This is a genomic window from Phenylobacterium sp. (genome assembly GCF_031984885.1).
Taxonomy (GTDB): Bacteria; Pseudomonadota; Alphaproteobacteria; order Caulobacterales; family Caulobacteraceae; genus Phenylobacterium.
This window is the reverse complement of sequence record NZ_DAMABV010000002.1, coordinates 22,350-40,487: the sequence shown is the minus strand read 5'-3', so window position 1 is coordinate 40,487 and position 18,138 is coordinate 22,350. Positions and strand designations below refer to the sequence as shown.

18 protein-coding genes are annotated in these 18,138 nt (G+C 70.5%); 14 read left to right on the top strand and 4 right to left on the bottom strand.

Annotation, left to right across the window (positions count from 1 at the left end):
• Positions 1-21: 21 nt before the first annotated feature.
• The 3 genes from RTL41_RS03635 to RTL41_RS03625 all read right to left on the bottom strand — a co-directional run bounded on the left by RTL41_RS03635 (position 22) and on the right by RTL41_RS03625 (position 1,999).
• Positions 22-387, bottom strand: a complete 366-nt coding sequence (locus RTL41_RS03635; RefSeq protein ID WP_312161443.1) for a hypothetical protein — start codon at positions 385-387, stop codon at positions 22-24.
• A 37-nt stretch (positions 388-424) separates the two neighbouring features.
• On the bottom strand, positions 425-982 hold the full coding sequence (locus tag RTL41_RS03630) for a tetratricopeptide repeat protein (protein ID WP_312161442.1): 558 nt from the start codon (positions 980-982) through the stop codon (positions 425-427).
• 114 nt (positions 983-1,096) lie between these two features.
• A complete protein-coding gene (locus tag RTL41_RS03625; protein WP_312161441.1) occupies positions 1,097-1,999 on the bottom strand; it encodes a DMT family transporter in 903 nt (300 codons plus the stop codon).
• A 136-nt stretch (positions 2,000-2,135) separates the two neighbouring features.
• Between RTL41_RS03625 and RTL41_RS03620 the strand changes: the two genes are divergently transcribed.
• Positions 2,136-2,531 carry an MAPEG family protein gene (locus RTL41_RS03620; RefSeq protein WP_312161439.1) on the top strand — a complete coding sequence of 132 codons (396 nt, stop codon included), beginning with the start codon at positions 2,136-2,138 and terminating at the stop codon, positions 2,529-2,531.
• 111 nt (positions 2,532-2,642) lie between these two features.
• Positions 2,643-2,948, top strand: coding sequence for a hypothetical protein (locus RTL41_RS03615; RefSeq protein WP_312161437.1), 306 nt, complete (start codon positions 2,643-2,645; stop codon positions 2,946-2,948).
• A gap of 21 nt (positions 2,949-2,969) precedes the next feature.
• On the opposite strand, the gene RTL41_RS03610 is transcribed toward RTL41_RS03615, so the two are convergent.
• Positions 2,970-3,164 carry a heavy-metal-associated domain-containing protein gene (locus RTL41_RS03610; protein WP_312161435.1) on the bottom strand — a complete coding sequence of 65 codons (195 nt, stop codon included), beginning with the start codon at positions 3,162-3,164 and terminating at the stop codon, positions 2,970-2,972.
• A gap of 139 nt (positions 3,165-3,303) precedes the next feature.
• On the opposite strand from RTL41_RS03610, the gene RTL41_RS03605 reads away from it, so the two are divergent.
• The 12 genes from RTL41_RS03605 (at position 3,304) to RTL41_RS03550 (ending at position 18,086) form a co-directional block, all read left to right on the top strand.
• Positions 3,304-5,781: a heavy metal translocating P-type ATPase gene (locus tag RTL41_RS03605; RefSeq protein ID WP_312161432.1), complete on the top strand. Its 2,478-nt coding sequence runs from the start codon at positions 3,304-3,306 to the stop codon at positions 5,779-5,781.
• 12 nt (positions 5,782-5,793) lie between these two features.
• On the top strand, positions 5,794-6,237 hold the full coding sequence (gene cueR / locus RTL41_RS03600; RefSeq protein ID WP_312161429.1) for a Cu(I)-responsive transcriptional regulator: 444 nt from the start codon (positions 5,794-5,796) through the stop codon (positions 6,235-6,237).
• Entirely contained in the window at positions 6,221-6,880 is a 660-nt protein-coding gene (locus RTL41_RS03595) for a class I SAM-dependent methyltransferase (protein ID WP_312161427.1), read from the top strand. The genes cueR and RTL41_RS03595 overlap by 17 nt, the downstream gene beginning before the upstream one ends.
• Before the next feature lie 46 nt (positions 6,881-6,926).
• Positions 6,927-7,781: a class I SAM-dependent methyltransferase gene (locus RTL41_RS03590; RefSeq protein ID WP_312161424.1), complete on the top strand. Its 855-nt coding sequence runs from the start codon at positions 6,927-6,929 to the stop codon at positions 7,779-7,781.
• A 171-nt stretch (positions 7,782-7,952) separates the two neighbouring features.
• A complete protein-coding gene (locus RTL41_RS03585) occupies positions 7,953-10,130 on the top strand; it encodes a TonB-dependent siderophore receptor (protein ID WP_312161422.1) in 2,178 nt (725 codons plus the stop codon).
• 4 nt (positions 10,131-10,134) lie between these two features.
• Positions 10,135-10,473 carry a hypothetical protein gene (locus tag RTL41_RS03580; RefSeq protein WP_312161420.1) on the top strand — a complete coding sequence of 113 codons (339 nt, stop codon included), beginning with the start codon at positions 10,135-10,137 and terminating at the stop codon, positions 10,471-10,473.
• Positions 10,470-12,062 (top strand): PepSY-associated TM helix domain-containing protein, encoded by a 1,593-nt coding sequence (locus RTL41_RS03575; RefSeq protein ID WP_312161417.1) that lies wholly within the window; start codon positions 10,470-10,472, stop codon positions 12,060-12,062. Before RTL41_RS03580 ends, RTL41_RS03575 begins: the two co-directional genes overlap by 4 nt.
• Positions 12,059-12,406: a DUF3325 domain-containing protein gene (locus RTL41_RS03570; protein WP_312161415.1), complete on the top strand. Its 348-nt coding sequence runs from the start codon at positions 12,059-12,061 to the stop codon at positions 12,404-12,406. Before RTL41_RS03575 ends, RTL41_RS03570 begins: the two co-directional genes overlap by 4 nt.
• A 12-nt stretch (positions 12,407-12,418) precedes the next feature.
• Positions 12,419-13,216: a ferredoxin--NADP reductase gene (locus RTL41_RS03565; protein WP_312161413.1), complete on the top strand. Its 798-nt coding sequence runs from the start codon at positions 12,419-12,421 to the stop codon at positions 13,214-13,216.
• A 104-nt stretch (positions 13,217-13,320) separates the two neighbouring features.
• A complete protein-coding gene (locus tag RTL41_RS03560) occupies positions 13,321-14,481 on the top strand; it encodes a TetR family transcriptional regulator (protein ID WP_312161411.1) in 1,161 nt (386 codons plus the stop codon).
• Positions 14,482-14,603: 122 nt separating this feature from the next.
• Positions 14,604-16,880, top strand: coding sequence for a TonB-dependent receptor (locus tag RTL41_RS03555; protein ID WP_312161408.1), 2,277 nt, complete (start codon positions 14,604-14,606; stop codon positions 16,878-16,880).
• Positions 16,881-16,895: 15 nt separating this feature from the next.
• A complete protein-coding gene (locus RTL41_RS03550; protein WP_312161405.1) occupies positions 16,896-18,086 on the top strand; it encodes a Ca2+-dependent phosphoinositide-specific phospholipase C in 1,191 nt (396 codons plus the stop codon).
• Positions 18,087-18,138 lie beyond the last annotated feature (52 nt).

Here is an 18,138-nt window from a genome sequence, read left to right as displayed (position 1 = left end):
TGCGATCTAATGGCCCGGCTGTCAGCGCCTGTTTTGCGAAGCCGCACGCACGCGGGCGTTGGACGAGGCCAGGGCGGCGTCCGGGATCGAGGCGAAGTTGCTCATGCTCAGGGCCGGCGGCTGCACGGCGCTTTCCAGCGGCGCGGGCGTCGAACGCGGGCGCATGGCCTCCAGGCCCTGCAGGCGCTCCTGGCTCTGGATGCGCGCGTCGAGGGTGTTGAGCTGGTTCTCCAGGGCGATCGCGCGCTGCCGGTCGATCATCTGCTGGGCCTGATACTGCTGGTTCTGGATCTCCAGGTCGCGGGCGACCGGATCACGCGCCACCTGGGCCGGGGCCGGCGAGGCGGACGCGGCGAACACGGCCAGGGCGAAGATCAGCAGCTTCATATCCACCAAACGCCTGAAACCCGCCCAGGGGTCCGCGTCACCGTCGCGAGACGGAGAACCGGGTGAGCTGCTCGCGCGGGGCCGCCCAGTCGGGCGCGATCTCCAGCGCCTTCTGGTAGTCGAAATAGGCCGACTTGGGGTCGTCGAGCCCCTCATGGGCGAGGGCGCGGTTGTAATAGGCCTTCTCCGGCTCGCTGACGCCCAGCTCGATGCTGCGGTTGATGTCGCGCAGGCCGTCCGCATAGCGCTTGCGGCCGATCGAGGCCGCGCCGCGATTGACATAGGCCTCGCCCATCTCCGGCTGCAGGCGGACCGCGGCGTCGAAATCCTGGGTCGCGTCGGAATAGGCCGCCCGGCGCAGTTTCAGCACGCCGCGATTGACGAAAGTGCCGGCGCGGTCGCGCGGATTGAGCAGCTCGGTCTCCAGGGCCAGGGTGCAGGCCTCCTGGAACCTCGGATCATCGTCGCCGCGAATGGCGGCGTCCGAGCAATCCTTAGCCAGGGCTCCGCCCAGCACGGTGATCGCGCCCTCCGCGGCCCCGGCGACGGCGAACGCCATCACGGTGATCGATGCAAGCAATGCGCCCTTGAGCATGGTCGGCCTCCTGCGCCCTGTCGAACGGGCGGGCCAGGCGCGAAAAGGCCTGACGCGCATCGGTCCGGCACGCGGGAAGAGTCCTCCCGTAACGCGGGTCTGTCAATGTGGAGGTCAGGCGCGCCGCAGGCGCCGGGTCTCGCGATAGAGGATGTAGACGCCGCTGGCGGCGACCACGAGCGCCCCGGCGATGGTCGCGGCGCGGGGCAGCTCGTCCCAGACCAGGTAGCCGATGATGCTGGCCCAGATCAGTTGGCTGTAGTCGAAGGGCGCGACCACCGCGACCGGCGCGCGGCGCAGGGCTTCGGTCAGCAGCAGTTGGCCCGCGCCGCCGACCAGGCCGGTGGCGATCAGCATGGCCAGGGTCGGCAGGTCGGGGATCGTCCAGCCGCCGAACGGCAGGCTGGCCAGGCCGAGCAGCATGCCGGCCAGGGTGAAGTAGAAGACGATGGTGGGGCCCGGCTCGGTCCGGCCGATCTCGCGGATGGCGATCATCGCCCCGGCCGCCCCCAGCGCCCCGAGCAGGGCGAAGACGGTTCCGAGGCTGGCCATGTGGCCGGGATCGGGGCGCACCATGATCAGCACGCCGACGAAGCCGACCACCACCGCGCCCCAGCGATGGACGCCGACCACTTCCTTGAGGATCAGCGCCGAGAGCGCGGTCATGAACAGCGGCGAGGCGAAGGACAGCGCCGTGGATTCGGTGAGCGGCAGCATCGAGACGGCCGTGAAGCCGCAGACCATGCCCACCAGGCCGACCCCCGCGCGGGTGGCGTGACCGCCCAGGCGGTTGGTCTTCAGCACCGAAAAGCCCGTGGTGCGCCCGACATAGAGCAGCACCGGGACGAAGGCGAAGGCGTTGCGGAAGAAGACGATCTCCAGGATCGGCGCGCCGCGCTCGGCGCAGGCCTTCACCAGGGCCGCCAGCACCGCCATGCAGGCCATGGCCGCGACCCGCAGCGCGATCCCCGCGCCGTTGCTTTGCTTGACGGCGTGGGCTGGGGCGCTGGCGGACACGGGTCTCTCCTGGGAACCGCCGTGCATAGGCGTCCCGCGGCCCCCGCGCCATAGGCCGTTGCGCCGCGGCCGCGCTTCCGACTCGCGGGGCGGCGGGTTGCAGACCACACTGGCGCCAACCACGGGGAGATTCGGCATGACGATCGGTTTGATGATGGCGGCCTGGACGCTGGTCCTGGCCTTCGCGCAGATCCTGCTTTTCGATATCGCCAGGACCAGCCAATACGGCCTGAAGTGGAACACCGGCCCGCGCGACGGCGAGATGCCGCCGCTGAGCGACCGGGCCGGGCGCCTGAAGCGCGCCCAGGACAACCTGTTCGAGACCCTGCCCCTGTTCCTCGGCGCCGTGCTGATCGCCCACGTGGCCGGCAAGGAGAGCGAGACCACCGCCCTGGGCGCGCAGATCTATTTCTGGGCGCGGGTGGCCTATGTGCCGCTCTACGCCTGGGGCGTGCGCCATCTGCGCTCGCTGGCCTGGCTGGTCAGCATCGTCGGCCTGGGCATGGTCGCGCAGGCGATCCTGCTGCCCTAGGCGGGACGCAAGGGGCCAAGGACAACGCCTGGACGCGCTGGGACTTAAGGAACCACCCGGCGCGCGCGCCCGTTGGATCAGGCGGGACGGCGTAACCCAGCGAGGTTCGCGATGAAACTCAGTCACACGACCGCCGTGGTCGGCTCGGTCCTGATCCTGGCCGCCTGCGGCACCACCACGACAGAGAGGGCGGCGACCGGCGGCCTGGCCGGCGCGGCGATCGGCGGCGCGGTCGACAGCTCCTGGACCGGCGCCCTGATCGGCGGCGCGGCGGGCGCGGCGCTGGGCGCGGCGACCACGCCCAAGCACGACAACGTCAACCGCCGCCAGTATTACGACGAGCGGGCCGGCCGGTACTATTACTACGATCCCGGCGCGCGCCGGTATTACTGGGAAGACGGCAGCCCCCGGTACTGACGCCAGGGGCCGCCTTGCGATCTAGGCGGCGAGCGCGTAGCCGGCGTCCCTGATCGCCTGGGCGATGGCCTCGCGGCGTTCGCCGCCCTGGACGGTGACGCGGCCTGTGGCCAGATCCACGGCGACCACGGCCTTGGGCTCGACGCCCTGGATCGCCTTGGTCACCGTCTGCACGCAGTGGCCGCACGACATGCCTTCAACCTGAAAACTCAACATCGGGATGCTCTCCTACTGGATAGGTCGGCCTCCTTCTGGGGCTTCCCATCATGGGAAGGTCAATGGGCGAAACTTCGCTTGACCCTCCCATGATGGGAAAGTTCATTGATGACGGGCATCGCACATCCAGGAGCCCGCCATGTCGCAGATCACCCTCAAGCCGCTGGAGATCCCCATCCTGGGGATGACCTGCGCCTCGTGCGTCGGGCGGGTCGAGAAGGCGATCGCGGCGGCGCCCGGCGTCGCCGCCGCCAGCGTCAACCTGGCCGCCGAGCGCGCCCATGTGGAGCTGACGCCGGAGGGCGACATCGCCGCCGTCGTCGCGGCGATCCGCAAGGCCGGCTACGAGCCGCTGGACCGCAACGTCGAACTGAAGATCGGCGGGATGACCTGCGCCTCCTGCGTCAGCCGGGTCGAGAAGGCGCTGAAGGCCGTGCCCGGCGTGCTGGACGCGCAGGTGAACCTGGCCACCGAGCGGGCCCAGGTCCGCGCCCTGGCCGGCGGGACCGAGACCGCGGCCCTGATCGCCGCCGTCGCCGCGGCCGGCTACAGCGCCGAGGCCGTCGACGCGGCCGCCGCCCCCGACCTGGCCGATCGCGAACGCGAGGCCCGCGAGGCGGAGATCGGCGGCCTGAAGCGGGCGGTGGCCGTCGCCGCCGCCGGGACCCTGCCGCTGTTCCTGATCGAGATGGGCCGCCACTTCATTCCGGGCGCGCACCACTGGCTGGCCGCGACCATCGGCGAGCAGCCCTGGCGACTGGCGAGCTTCGTGCTGGCCGCCGTCGTGCTGTTCGGGCCGGGCCTGCGGTTCTTCCGCAAGGGCGTGCCGAACCTGATCCGCCGCACCCCGGACATGAACTCGCTGGTGGTGCTGGGGACCACGGCGGCCTTCGCCTATTCGGCGGTGGCGACCTTCGCGCCGTTCCTGCTGCCGGCCGGCGCGGACCACGTCTACTACGAGGCCGCCGCAGTCATCGTGACCCTGATCCTGCTGGGCCGGCTGTTCGAGGCCCAGGCCAAGGGCCGCACCAGCGAGGCGATCAAGCGGCTGATGACCCTGCAGGCCAAGACCGCCCGCGTCGTGCGCGGCGGCGAGGAGGTCGAGATCCCGATCGCCGAGGTCATCGTCGGCGACGTCGTGGCCGTGCGTCCGGGCGAGCGGGTCGCAGTCGACGGCGAGGTCGTGGACGGCGCCTCGTTCGTCGACGAATCCATGATCACCGGCGAGCCGATCCCGGTGGAGAAGACCCTCGGCGCCGCCGTGGTCGGCGGCACGGTCAACAAGACGGGCGCCTTCCGCTTCCGCGCCACCAAGGTCGGCTCGGAGACGATGCTGGCCCAGATCGTGCGCATGGTCGAAGCCGCCCAGGGCTCGAAGCTGCCGATCCAGGCGACGGTGGACAAGGTGACCGCGTGGTTCGTGCCGGCGGTGATCGCCGCCGCCGTGCTGACCTTCGCCGCCTGGATGGTGTTCGGGCCGAGCCCGGCCCTGGCCTTCGCCCTGGTCAATGCGGTAGCGGTGCTGATCATCGCCTGCCCGTGCGCCATGGGCCTGGCGACGCCGACCTCGATCATGGTCGGGACCGGCAGGGCCGCCGAGCTGGGCGTGCTGTTCCGCCGCGGCGAAGCGCTGCAGGCGCTGCGCGACATCAAGGTGGTGGCCTTCGACAAGACCGGCACCCTGACCCTCGGCCGCCCCGTCCTCACCGACCTGCAAGTCGCCGAAAGCTTCGACGAGCCCGCGGTCCTTAGCCTCGCCGCGGCGGTGGAAAGCCGCTCGGAGCACCCGATCGCCGAGGCCATCGTCGAGGCGGCCAGGGCCAGGGGCGGCGCGGTCGCCACGCCCCAGGACTTCGAGGCGGTTCCCGGCTTCGGCGCCCAGGCCAGGGTCGAGGGCCGGCTGGTCCAGGTCGGCGCCGACCGCTTCATGGAGAAGCTCGGCCTCGACGTCGGCGTCTTCGCCGCGACCGCCGCGCGGCTGGGCGCCGAGGCCAAGAGCCCGCTCTATGTCGCGCTCGACGGCCGGCTGGCGGCGATCCTGGCGGTGGCCGATCCGATCAAGCCGACGACGCCCGAAGCCCTGGCCGCCCTGCACGCCATGGGGCTGAAGGTGGCGATGATCACCGGCGACAACGCCCACACCGCCCGCGCCGTGGCCGCCAAGCTGGGCCTGGACGAGATCGAGGCCGAGGTCCTGCCCGACGGCAAGGTGGCGGCCATCGCGGCGCTGCGCGCCCGGTTCGGCGCCATCGCCTTCGCCGGCGACGGGGTCAACGACGCCCCGGCCCTGGCCGCCGCCGACGTCGGCATCGCCATGGGCGCCGGCGCCGACGTGGCCATCGAGAGCGCCGACGTGGTGCTGATGCGCAGCGACCTGCGGGCGGTGGCGACCGCCGCGGCGCTCAGCCGGGCGGTGATGAACAACATCCGCCAGAACCTGATCTGGGCGTTCGGCTACAACGTCATCCTGATCCCGGTGGCGGCGGGCGTCCTCTTCCCCAGCTTCGGCCTGCTGCTCTCGCCGATGGTGGCGGCCGGCGCCATGGCGCTGTCGAGCGTCAGCGTCCTGACCAACGCCCTGCGGCTGAAGGCCTTCCGGCCTCCGGTCGCAGCCTGAAAGGAGACCCTCATGAACATCGGACAGGCGGCCAGGGCGTCCGGCGTGACGACCAAGATGATCCGCTACTACGACGAGATCGGGCTGGTGCGCCCCTCGGCGCGGACCGACGCCAACTACCGCGAGTACGACGAGCGCGAGATCAACGAACTGCGCTTCATCCGGCGCGCCCGCTCGCTGGGCTTCTCGATGCCGGAGATCACCCAGTTGCTGTCGCTGTGGCGCGACCGCGACCGGCCCAGCCGCGAGGTGAAGGCCATCGCCGACAAGCACCTGGCCGACCTGGACGCCCGCATCGCCGAGATGCAGTCCATGGCCGAGACCCTGCGCCACCTTTCGCACTGTTGCGCCGGCGACGACCGGCCCGACTGCCCGATCCTGGCCGACCTGACCCAGGGCGCCCTGCCGGCCGATCCGAAGCCCAGGTCGCGGCAGGCCCATGTTCACGGGAGCTGAAGCCCTCGCCTACGGCGCCAAGATCCGCGCCCGCGTTCCCGGCTACGAGGCGATGCACGAGATGATCGCCGCCGCGCTGCTCGCGGCGCTGCCGGCCCAGGCCCGGCTGCTGGTGGTCGGAGCGGGCGACGGCGAGGACCTGCTGGCCCTGGCCAGGGCCGCGCCCGGCTGGAGGTTCGTCGCCCTGGATCCCGAGCCGGACATGATCGCCCTGGCCCGCGAGCGCGCCGAACGGGCGGGGATCGCCGCACGCATCGGCTTCCACACCGGCTACACCCCGGACTTGGGCGAGGCCGGCTTCGACGCCGCCACCGCCATCCTGGTCGGCCATTTCCTGGCCGACGACGGCGGGCGGAGCAGGTTCCTGACCGACATCGCCGCCAAGCTGAAGCCGGGCGGCGTGCTCGCCTGCGCAGACCTCATGGCGGACCTGTCGCCGCCCGGCGCCTATCGCGCCTGGCTGGTCGCGGCCGGTCTCGATCCCGTCACGCTGGCCAAGGCCGAGCAGCGGATGGCCGCTGAGTTCCATCCGGTCAGCGAGCGGCGGCTGACCGACTTGCTCGGCGAAGCCGGGTTCACCGCGCCGGCCAGGCTCTACCAGGCGCTGGGCTATGCGGCTTATCTGTCGGCCAGGCCAGGCTGAGCGCCGCCTCCACCGTTCCTGCACCGATCCGATGGACAAACCCGCCATGCGACGCGACCTGCACGAGGCGAACCGCCTCTCCTGGAACGAGGCGACCAAGGCCCATAACAGCCACAAGGGCGACCAGGCAGCGTTCTTCCGCGCCGGCGGATCGACGCTGTTTCCCGAAGAACTGGAGTTGCTCGGCGACGTCGCCGGGCTGAGCCTGCTGCACCTGCAGTGCAATTCGGGCCAGGACAGCCTCAGCCTCGCCCGGCTGGGCGCGCAGGTGACCGGCGTCGACATCTCGGACGAGGCTATCGCCTTCGCCGCACGGCTCTCGGCCGACAGCGGCCTGCCCGCCCGCTTCGAGCGCTCGGACCTGTTCGACTGGTTCGAGGCGGCGCGGTCGGATGGGCGCAGGTTCGAGCGGGTGTTCACCTCCTACGGCACGATCTGCTGGCTCTCGGACCTGAAGCCGTGGGCCCGCGGGATCGCCGACATGCTGGCGCCCGGCGGGCGGTTCGCCATGGTCGAGTTCCATCCCTTCGCCTTGGTCTTCGACCCGAAGTGGACGCCGCGCCACGACTACTTCGCAGAAGGAGCGATCCCCGAGCCGGACGGGGTGGGCGACTACGTGGCTGCGTCCGGCGAGACCCTGGCGCTGGACGCCTATCACTCCGGGATCGAGGACTTCCGCAATCCGAACCCGGCCTTCGAGTTCTGTTGGGGCCTTGGCCAGGTGGTCAGCGCCCTGGTCGAGGCGGGCCTGCGGATCGAGCAGTTGAAGGAATATCCCTACGCCAACGGCTGGGCCGGTTTCGAGGCGATGCGCGACCTTGGCCAGGGACGCCTCGCCCCGCCCGACAACATGCCCCGCATTCCTCTGATGTACGGCCTCGCCGCCACCAAGCCCGCCTGAGGCGCCGCCGCCGGGCGCACCCGCCTACATTGCGAATGATAATAAGAATCGATTGCAATTAAGAGGCCAAGCGCTAAACCCGCGTCCGTCACCGGCGCCTTGGGGGCGACGGTCAGTATCGGGGTTCAGTCGTTGCACAGTTCGCGTTCCGCCAAGATCCGCCCGGCCGCCTTGGCCTTGTCCCTGCTCGCCGCCACCGCCCTGACGACCCCCGCCTTCGCCGACGAGGCGGACTCCACCGTCGAGGGCGTGGTCGTCACCGGGGTGAAGGAAGGCTACGCCGCCAAGGTCACCGAATCCGCCGCCAAGCTGCCGCTGTCCCTGCGCGAGACCCCGCAGTCGGTGACCGTCATCACCCGCGAGCGGATGGACGACTTCGGCCTGGCGACCATCGCCAACGTGCTGGAGCAGACCACCGGCATCACCGTCCAGGAGAACGATTCCAACCGCGTGAACTTCACCTCGCGCGGGTTCTCGATCTCGAACTTCCAGCTCGACGGCGTGCCGACGGCCTATTCGTCGGGCAGCAGCGTGATGGGCGACACCGTGCTCTATGACCGCGTCGAGGTGGTGCGGGGCGCGACCGGCCTGGTGACCGGATCGGGCGATCCCTCCGCCACCGTCAACCTGATCCGCAAGGCCCCGACTCGCGAGGTCAAGGGCTCGATCGCCGCCCTCGTCGGCAGTTGGAACCGCGGCCGGGTCGAGGCCGACCTCTCCGGCCCCGTCTTCGCCGAAGGCCGCGTGCGCGCGCGTGTCGCCGGGGCCTTCGAGGACAGGGAGTCGTACATCGACTTCTACGAGGAGAAGAAGAAGATCGGCCTGGCCGTCGTCGAGGCCGACGTCACCGACACCACCCTGGTCCGCCTGGGGTACGATTACACCGAGGTGACGCCCAAGGGCACGACCTGGGGCACCTCGCCGCTCTATTACCGCGACGGCTCGCCGACCAGCTTCGAGCGCGCCTACAACGCCGCCGCGCGCTGGAGCACCTGGGACCGCAACACCTCGAACCTCTATGCGGTGCTCGAACAGCGGCTGCCGGGCGACTGGAAGTTCCGCGCCGCGGTCAACAAGCGCCAGAGCGAGTCCACCGCCCTGCTCTACTACGGCTACGGCGGCTACCCCGATCCCAACGACGGCAGCGGCATGATCGTCGCGGATTACTACAACGTCTTCGAGCAGGAGGAGACCGCGTTCGACGTCTACGCGACCGGCCCGTTCGAACTGTTCGGCCGCAAGCATGAGCTGGTGATCGGAGCCAACGGCTACGACCGCGAGGGCACGACGATGAACGACGCCATCGACGCCTCCCGGCGCCCCTATGCGATGACCATTCCCAACATCTTCACCTGGGACGGCCGCATCCCCGAGCCGGCGCTGCTGCGCTACGGCACCCCCGCGCAGATCGAGCGGACCAAGGAGAGCGGCGTCTACGGCGCCGTGCGCTTCAACCCGACCGATCGCCTGAAGGTCATCGTCGGCGCGCGCAGCAGCCAGTGGGAGACCAAGGTCGACCGCTATGACCTGGCCGGCGTCTACGACCGGACCACCAACGCCTACTCCGAAGACAAGGTGACCCCCTATTTCGGGGCGATCTTCGACATCACCTCGCAGATCTCGGCCTATGTCAGCTACTCCGACCTCTTCAAGCCGCAGAGCAACAAGGACAGGAACAACGCCCAGCTCCCGCCGGTCGTCGGGACCAACTACGAAGGCGGCCTGAAGGGCGAGTTCTTCGAGGGCCAACTCTATGCGGCGGTGGTCGGCTTCTATGTGAAGCAGGACAATCTCGCCGAACTGGACCCGACGGTTCCCGACGGCTTCATCCTGCCCGACGGCGGCTCGGCCTTCCGGGCGGTGACGGGCGCCGAGACCCGCGGCTTCGAGGCCGAGGTCACCGGCCAGCTCACCCCGCGCTGGCGCATCGCCGGCGGCTACACCTACGCCTACACCGAGAACGCGGCGAAGGTGCGGATCAACACCCTCAACCCGCGCAACATCGCCCGCATCTATACGACCTACGACCTGCCCGGTCCGCTGGAGGGCCTGACCATCGGCGGCGGCCTGAACTGGCAGAGCGAGATCTACACCGCCGCGACCATTCCGGTTCCGGGCAACACCAGCGCGCCGGGGACCAACCCGCCGACCATGCGGGTCAATGTCAGCCAGGACGCCTATGTGCTGGCCAACCTGATGGCGCGCTATCGCTTCAACGAGAAGCTGAGCGCCACGCTCAACGTCGATAACCTGTTCGACGAGACCTACTATCGCCGCGTCGGCTTCTACAACGGCGGCTACTACGGCGAACCGCGCAAGGTCACGCTCACCCTGCGAGCGGCGTTCTAGGGCCATGGCCGTGACGCAGACCGCGCCGGACGCCAGGCGCAAGGGCCCGAGAGGGCCGACCCTGCGCCAGCGCCTGGATGTCGCCGCCCGCGCCGTGGCGGCCATCCTGATCGGCTACCTCGTCGCCGCGCTGTCGACCGCGGTGCTCGCCCGGCTGCTGCCCGGGGGACCCGAAGAGGCCGCCATCGCCGCCACCCTGCTGTCGTTCGCCGTCTATGCGGCGGTCGCCGTCTGGTGCTTCGCCGATCCCAAGACCTGGCGGGTCTGGCTGGGCCTGGCGGCCGGCTGCGCCCTGCTCGGCGGCGTCCTCTGGCTGTCGCTGCTGTGGGAGCCGCGCATATGAACGGTTCCTTCCGCCAATCCATGGCCTGGCTGCACACCTGGAGCGGCCTGCTGGTCGGCTGGGTGCTGCTGGCCATGTTCCTGACCGGCACGGCCACCTACTTCCGGCCCGAGATCACCCGCTGGATGGAGCCGGAGACCGGCATGCCGGCGGACTATCGCACCGCCGCTGCGGGCGCGGCGGCCTACCTGTCGAGGGTCGCGCCCGACGCCAAGAGCTGGTCGATCACCCTGCCGGACGAGCGCCAGGCCACGGCCCGGGTCTTCTGGCAGCCGCAGCCCCAGCCCGGCGAGGAGGACCGCCCGCGCCGTCGCGGCCGCAACCGCGACACCCAGGCCACGCTCGACGCGGCCAGCGGCGAGGTCGTCAAGCCGCGCGACACCCGCGGCGGCGAGTTCTTCTATCGCTTCCACTTCCAGATGCACTACATGCCGGTGCTGTTCGGCCGCTGGGTGGCCGGCTTCTGCGCGATGTTCATGCTGGTGGCGATCGTCTCCGGGGTGATCACCCACAAGCGCATCTTCAAGGACTTCTTCACCTTCCGCCCGACCAAGGCGGCGCAGCGGTCCTGGCTGGACGCGCACAACCTGACCGCCGTCCTGGCGCTGCCGTTCCACGCCATGATCACCTACACCGGGCTGGTCACCCTGATGGCGATGTACATGCCCTGGGGCGTGCTCGCGAACTACAAGACCGAGGACGCCTACTTCAAGGCCCTGTTCCCGCGCGCCGAGGAGGTGGAGCGCAGCGGCGTTCCCACGCCGCTCGCCCCGCTGCCCAAGGTCCTGGACGAGGCCTCAAGGGTCTGGGGCGGCGGCCGCCCCTGGATCGTCAGCGTGCGGAACCCGGGCGACTCCACCGCCACGATCGAGGTGACCCGCCATTCCGGCGACAAGCTCTCCTATCGCGGCGGATCGCTGACCTTCGACGCCTTGGGCAAGCTGCTCTCGGCCTCGCCGCAGCCCGGTCCCGCCAATGTCGCCAACGGCGCCATGTACGGCCTGCACATGGGCCGGTTCTCCGAACCCGTGCTGCGCTGGATCTACTTCCTGTGCAGCCTGGCCGGCTGCGCCATGGTGGCGACCGGCCTGGTGCTCTGGACGGTGAAGCGTCGCCAGCAACTGCCCGATCCCGGGCGCCCGCATTTCGGCTTCCGGCTGGTCGAGCGCCTGAACATCGGCACGATCGCCGGCGTGCCGGCCGGCATGGCCGCCATGCTGTGGGCCAACCGCCTGCTGCCGGTCGGGATGGCCGAGCGCTCGGCCTGGGAGGTGCACAGCATGTTCATCCTCTGGGGCGGCATGATCCTCTACGCCTGCCTGCGGCCGGCGAAGAAGGCCTGGGTCGAGACCCTGGGCGCGGCGGCCGTCCTGGTCGCGGCCCTGCCGGTCGTCAGCGCGATCACCACGCCCTCGCGCAACCTGGCCGCCAACGCCCTGCACGGCGACTGGGCCATGGTGGCGTTCGACCTGACCCTGGTGGCCCTGGGCGGCGTCCTGGCCTTCTGCGGCTGGAAGGCGGCCCGCTACAAGCCGGCGGTGAAACCCAAGCGCAAGGCGGCGCCCGCGCTCGCCAAGGAGGCGGCGTGATCCACATCGCCATGCTGTTCTTCGCCTATGCCGGCTTCGTCGGCATCTGCGCCTCGATGGCCAAGCACCAGCCCGAGCTGCTGGGCCGCAAGCTGGAGCCCGTGCGCCAGCGCCAGTATCGCTGGGGCGCCGCCGCCGCCCTGGCCGCCGCCTTCGGCTGCTCGGTGCTGGCCGACGGCTGGAAGTTCGGCCCGGTCCAGTGGGTCGGGGCGATCATGCTGGCCGCCCTCGCCCTGACCCTGCTCATCCCCTACCGCCCGCGCTGGGCCGCTCCGGCCGGGGCGGGCGCGGCCTTCGTCGGCGCGATGCTGCTGGCCAGCGCCCTGTTGCTCATGATCAAGTAGGAGTTCCAGACGATGACCGCCGTCACGGCCGCCCCCAAGGCCAACGCCGCCTTCAACGTCGAGCACGTCACCCACGTCCACCACTGGACCGACCAGCTCTTCACCTTCAGGACCACCCGCTCGCCGGCCCTGCGCTTCCAGAGCGGCCAGTTCGTGATGATCGGGCTGGAGGTCGCTGGCCGCCCGCTGGTGCGCGCCTATTCCATCGCCAGCCCGCACTACGCCGAGGAGCTGGAATTCTACTCGATCAAGGTCGCCGACGGCCCGTTGACCTCGCGCCTGCAAAGCATCCAGGTCGGCGACGAGGTGCTGGTCGGCCGCAAGCCGACCGGCACCCTGGTGCTGGACGCGCTGCTGCCGGGCCGCACCCTCTACCTGCTGGCCACCGGCACCGGCCTCGCCCCGTTCCTGAGCCTGGCGCGCGACCCGGAAGTCTATGACCGCTTCGAGCGCGTGGTCCTGACCCACACCTGCCGGGCCGAGGCCGATCTCGGCTATCGCGAGCTGCTGGAGACCCTGCACGCCCATCCCGAGCTCGGCGAGTTCGTGGGCGAGCGGCTGTCCTACTATCCGACCCTGACGCGCGGCGCCTTCAAGACCCAGGGACGGATCACCGACCTGATCGAGTCCGGCAAGCTGGCGCGCGACCTCGACCTGCCGCCGCTCGATCCCTCGAACGACCGGCTGATGGTCTGCGGCGGCCCGCCGATGCTGGCCGACCTGCGCGCGCTGCTCGACGCCCGCGGCTTCGCCGAAGGCTCGCTGGCCGAGCCGGGGGCCTATGTCTACGAGAAGGCCTTCGCCGGCTGACATGACGGCGCGGCGCGCGGCGGCCGTTGCCGAGCGCCGCGCGGTGTGCGCAAGACTGGCGCCCTTCGCCCCGCCGCGGGCGCCGATCGGGAGCCCGCGGGCGGATGATCCAGGCCGAGTCGAGCAGCCCCGCCCCGGCCGAGCGGATTCTGGACGCGGCGCGCACGCGCCTGGCGGCCGGCGGCTTCCGCGACCTCACCCTGCGGCCCCTCGCCGAGGCCAGCGGCGCGACGGTGGCCGCGCTCACCTATCACTTCGGGTCCAAGGGCCAGTTGATCGAGCGGCTGGTGGCGATCGAGCGCGAGGCCGACGCCGCGCGGCATGCGGCCTTCGCCCAGCGGTTCGCGGACCTGCCGGGCCTGCGGCCCGGGGCCATCGCCGCCCTGCTCGAAGCCTATCTGGACGAGGCGGCCGGGCCGGCCCGGGTCACCAGCCTGATCTGGTGCGAACTGCTGCTGGCCGCGGTGAACGACCCCGAGGCGCGCAGCCTGATCGCGCCCTGGATCACGGCGCGCCGCGCCTTCTGGCGCGAGCTGTTCGCGGGGCGCGTCGACGATCCCGCCGCCTGGGCCAACGCTGCGATGGGCTACGTGACCGACGAGACCGTTCACAGCCTGGCTCAGGACGGCGAGGCGGACTACCGGCTGATGCGGCGCATGACCCTGGAGCGGCTGGCCGGACGGGGCGACGGCCTTGGCCTCTCGGACCCCGCCTTCTTCGAGGCGGTGGTGCGGCGGCTCGACCCGGCGCTGGAGCTGCCGGGCCCGGCCTCGCGCGAGCCGTTCTCCGGGCGCGCGCAATCCATCGCCCTGGCGGCCGGCGAGGTGATCGTGGCGCGCGGCGCCGAAGGGGTCACCCACAGGGCGGTGGGCGAGCGCGCCGAGGCGCCGGCCTCGTCCGTCGCCTACCATTTCCGCACGCGCCTGGACCTGCTGCACGCCGGGCTGACGGTCATCTACCTGGTCGCCCAGGGCCGGCTGACCCCGCCGCAGGGGCCGGTCGAGGCGTTCGTCGCACGCGGCACGATCTCGGTGGCGCTGGCCGCGGCCCGCGAGCCCGAACTGCGCCCCTACGCCGTCGACCTGCGGCGGCTGCGCGGCGAGAACCTGCGGCGGCGGCTGGCCGAGCGGACGGGCGCCGAGATCGATCTCTGCACCGCCCAGTGCGCGTCCATCGCCCGGCTGGGGGCGACCCTGCTGGCGCGCGCGGCGGGCCAGGACCCGCCCCTCGGCGTCGTCGACTGGATCGTCGGGCGCGAAACCTGAACACTTGTTCTGCGGAATGACGATCGCGGCCGCAATCCGTCGCAAAAATTTCGCACAACTGTTTTCCTGAGCACTCCCTTGAAGCCCTAGAAGGCGCCGGTCCGAGCCACAGGGGATCAATAATGCTCAAGACCGCGCACGTTCGCCGCCGCACGCTGCGGGCGCTTCTGGCCATCGGCGCCAGCGCCATCGCAACTGAACAAGCGTTCGCTCAGGCCGCCACCGACCCGCTGGCGGTCGAGGAGGTCATCGTCACCGCCCAGAAGCGCGAGCAGAAGCTGAAGGACGTGCCGATCTCCATCGCCGCCTTCAGCGGCGCCAACCTCGAACAGCAGAACCTCACCGACTTCGAGCGGCTCTCCACCCGCACGCCGGGCTTCTTCGTGCAGCAGCAGACCGACTCCTCGGCCAGCTTCGTCATGCGCGGCATCGAGGCCGGCAACGCCGGGGCGGTGTCCGAGCCCAGCATCTCGTTCTTCCTCAACGACGTCGACACCAGCCGCTCGCGCGGCATGCTCAAGGAACTGTTCGACATCGAGCGCGTCGAGGTCGCCAAGGGCCCGCAGGGCACCCTCTACGGCCGCGGCTCGCAGATCGGCGCCGTCGCCGTCGTCACCCGCCGCCCCGACCTGTCGCAGGCCGGCTGGTCGCTGGAGGGGCAGTACGGCTCCTACAACCTCTACAGCATCACCGGCATGGCCAACCTGCCGATCATCGAGGACGAGCTGGGCCTGCGCGTGGCGGTGCGCCGCCGCGAGCGCGAGGGCTACGCCAACAATCTGGGCGGCTCCAAGAAGCTGAACGACGACGACCTGTGGACGGCCCGCGCCTCGCTGCGCTGGACGCCGAGCCCCGACCTGACCTTCGACCTCATCCTCGACCACCAGGCCGACAACGACGCGGCGGCGATGACCAAGGCCATCAACATCGCCTCGCCCGGCGGCGACACCGATTGGTTCTCGGACGCCGGCCAGACCCGCTACCAGCCGCCGCAGAAGCGTCGCCAGAGCGGCGCGGCCCTGCTGGCCGACTGGGACTTCGCCGAGGGCTGGAACCTCAAGTCGATCAGCGCCTGGCGCGAGGTGGACTTCTCCGAATCCTGGGACGTCGACGGCACCACCTACGACTTCCTGATCGGCCGCAACCTGGCCGACGACCAGAGCATCCTGAGCCAGGAGTTCCGCCTCGCCTACGACCAGGGCGGCGCCTTCCGCGCCGTCGGCGGGGTCAGCTTCTACAAGGACAAGACCTTCAACCAGTCGGAGTTCGTGATCAACGAACAGTTGCTGCTGGCCGGCTTCCCCAGGAGCACGACCCCGGTCGCCCTGTTCCCCGTGCCGGGCACGAACATCCTGCTGCCGGTGACCACCGGCAACTCGACCCTCTCCGACACCCGCAACGACCGCGAGAGCTGGTCGGCCTACGCCAACGGCAGCTACGACATCACCGATCGCCTGGTGCTGGACGCCGGGGTCCGCTTCACCCACGACAAGGCGACCGTCCGCAACTCGTCGCTGGTCAGCACGGTCGACGGCGTCCAGCCGATCGCCCTGCCCAACGGCCTGTCCAACTCGCTGGGCCACGAGTTCGCCAACAGCGCCGACTACGACATGGTCCAGCCGCGGATCGCCCTCACCTACCGGCTGACCGACCAGGTCAACATCTATGCCGGCGCCTCGCGCGGGCTGAAGGCGGGCTATCCCCAGACCACCTTCGGCGCGCCGGTGAACGGCCAGCCGACCCCGGTGTTCGGCGAGGTGAAGACCGAGGAGGTCGTGAACTTCGAGATCGGCGCCAAGGGCACGCTGATGGACCGGCTCTACTTCGAGGCCGCGGCCTTCACCTACGACTACAACGACTTCCAGACCCGCGCCGTCGACCTGACCGTCGGCGTCGTCAACGCCGGCAAGGCCTCGGCCTGGGGCGTGGAGCTGAACGGCGGCTTCAAGGTGACGCCCGAGCTGACCCTGTCGGGCGCCTACGCCTACCTGCACACCCAGTACGACGAGTTCCGCGAGGTGGTCGGCGGCCAGTTGGTCGACCGGTCGGGCAACGTGTTCCGGATGGCCCCGGAACACACCACCTCGCTCAGCGCCGACTACCGCCGCCCGCTGGCCGGAAGCTGGGACGGCTTCGTGAACGCCAACTACGCCTGGCGCTCGGAGTACTTCCTCAACAACGACAACCTCGACACCGAAAAGCAGAAGGCCTTCGGCCTGGTGGACCTGCGGATCGGCGCCGAAAGCGCCGAGGGCCTGCTGGTCGAAGCCTATGCCGAGAACCTGCTCGACCAGGACTGGGTCCGCGACGTCGGCAACGGCGGCAAGTTCTTCGGCGTGCCCACCTCGATCCGCGCCAATCCCCGCATGGTCGGCGTTCGCGTCCGCATCGTCCGCTAGCCTGAAGAGATCCTCATGCAAAAACTGATGACCAGCCTCGCGGCCCTGGCGTTCGCGTCCGCCGCCTCGGCCGCCCCGGCGCCGGGCGATGACCTGAAGCTCAACCAGATCCAGGTGGTCGGCACCCACAACAGCTACAGCCAGCCCGCCGACCCGCGCGTGTTCTCGGTGATGAAGCCGCTGATCCAGCCGACCCTGGACGGGATGATGAAGATGATGCCCCCGGCCATGGCCGCGCGCTTCGCCGACGAGCATCCCAACCCGCTGGCCGCGGACCTGCAGGCCGGGCTGGAATACGTCCACCCGCCGATCGAGATGCAACTGCGCGCGGGCCTGCGCAGCCTGGAGTTCGACCTCAATGTCGACCACGAGGGCGGCCGGTTCTCCGATCCCCTCGCCTACCGGCTGCTGCGCGAGAAGGGCGCCAGGGACCTGGCCCCGCTCTATTCCGACGCGCTCAAGGAGCCGGGGCTGAAAACCCTGCATGCGGCCGACATCGACTTCCGCAGCAGTTGCCCGACCTTCCGGCTGTGCCTGCAGCAGATGCGGGCCTGGTCGGACGCCAATCGCGGCCACTCGCCGGTGTTCGTGCTGCTGGAGCCGAAGTTCAGCAGCCTGGCCGCCTTCGCGCCCGACGCCACCAAGCTGATCCCGTTCGACGCCAAGGCCTTCGCCGAGATGGACGCCTCGATCGGCGAGATCATCGGCCGCGAGCGCGTGGTCGCCCCCGACGACCTGCGCGGCCGTCACCAGACGCTGGAAGAGGCCGCCCTGGCCGGGGCCTGGCCGACCGTGGGCCAGGCGCGCGGCAAGTTCGTGTTCCTGATGATCGTGCCGGGGATGAACCTCGAGGCCTTCAAGCCCTATCTGGACGGCCATCCGAACCTGGAGGGCCGGCTGGCCTTCGTCCAGGGCGAGCCCGGCATGGCCCATGCGGCCTTCGTCATGGTCGACAACGCCCTGACCCGCGGAAGCGAGATCCGCGAGCTGGTCGCCAGCGGCCGCCTGGTCCGTTCACGCAGCGACATCGACACCTTCGAGGCGCGCCAGAACGACGTGACGCGCCGCGACGCGGCCCTGGCCAGCGGCGCCCAGATCGTCTCGACCGACTATCCCTGGGCCCCGAACGTCTTCGGCAACGACTATGAGGTGAAGCCGTTCGCGGGCGGCTTCCGCTGCAACCCGGTGACCGGCGGCGCCTGCTAGGCCGCCGGACAGCGCCTGCGCAGCCGGCTCACGGCTCCGCAGGCGCCCCAGC

Excerpts from the sequence above, each read along its gene's own strand:
- RTL41_RS03635 (WP_312161443.1), bottom strand. The coding sequence starts at position 387 with ATGAAGCTGCTGATCTTCGCCCTGGCCGTGTTCGCCGCGTCCGCCTCG.
- RTL41_RS03630 (WP_312161442.1), bottom strand. The coding sequence starts at position 982 with ATGCTCAAGGGCGCATTGCTTGCATCGATCACCGTGATGGCGTTCGCC.
- RTL41_RS03620 (WP_312161439.1), top strand. The coding sequence starts at position 2,136 with ATGACGATCGGTTTGATGATGGCGGCCTGGACGCTGGTCCTGGCCTTC.
- RTL41_RS03615 (WP_312161437.1), top strand. The coding sequence starts at position 2,643 with ATGAAACTCAGTCACACGACCGCCGTGGTCGGCTCGGTCCTGATCCTG.
- RTL41_RS03610 (WP_312161435.1), bottom strand. The coding sequence starts at position 3,164 with ATGTTGAGTTTTCAGGTTGAAGGCATGTCGTGCGGCCACTGCGTGCAG.
- RTL41_RS03605 (WP_312161432.1), top strand. The coding sequence starts at position 3,304 with ATGTCGCAGATCACCCTCAAGCCGCTGGAGATCCCCATCCTGGGGATG.
- cueR (WP_312161429.1), top strand. The coding sequence starts at position 5,794 with ATGAACATCGGACAGGCGGCCAGGGCGTCCGGCGTGACGACCAAGATG.
- RTL41_RS03595 (WP_312161427.1), top strand. The coding sequence starts at position 6,221 with ATGTTCACGGGAGCTGAAGCCCTCGCCTACGGCGCCAAGATCCGCGCC.
- RTL41_RS03590 (WP_312161424.1), top strand. The coding sequence starts at position 6,927 with ATGCGACGCGACCTGCACGAGGCGAACCGCCTCTCCTGGAACGAGGCG.
- RTL41_RS03580 (WP_312161420.1), top strand. The coding sequence starts at position 10,135 with ATGGCCGTGACGCAGACCGCGCCGGACGCCAGGCGCAAGGGCCCGAGA.
- RTL41_RS03575 (WP_312161417.1), top strand. The coding sequence starts at position 10,470 with ATGAACGGTTCCTTCCGCCAATCCATGGCCTGGCTGCACACCTGGAGC.
- RTL41_RS03565 (WP_312161413.1), top strand. The coding sequence starts at position 12,419 with ATGACCGCCGTCACGGCCGCCCCCAAGGCCAACGCCGCCTTCAACGTC.
- RTL41_RS03560 (WP_312161411.1), top strand. The coding sequence starts at position 13,321 with ATGATCCAGGCCGAGTCGAGCAGCCCCGCCCCGGCCGAGCGGATTCTG.
- RTL41_RS03555 (WP_312161408.1), top strand. The coding sequence starts at position 14,604 with ATGCTCAAGACCGCGCACGTTCGCCGCCGCACGCTGCGGGCGCTTCTG.
- RTL41_RS03550 (WP_312161405.1), top strand. The coding sequence starts at position 16,896 with ATGCAAAAACTGATGACCAGCCTCGCGGCCCTGGCGTTCGCGTCCGCC.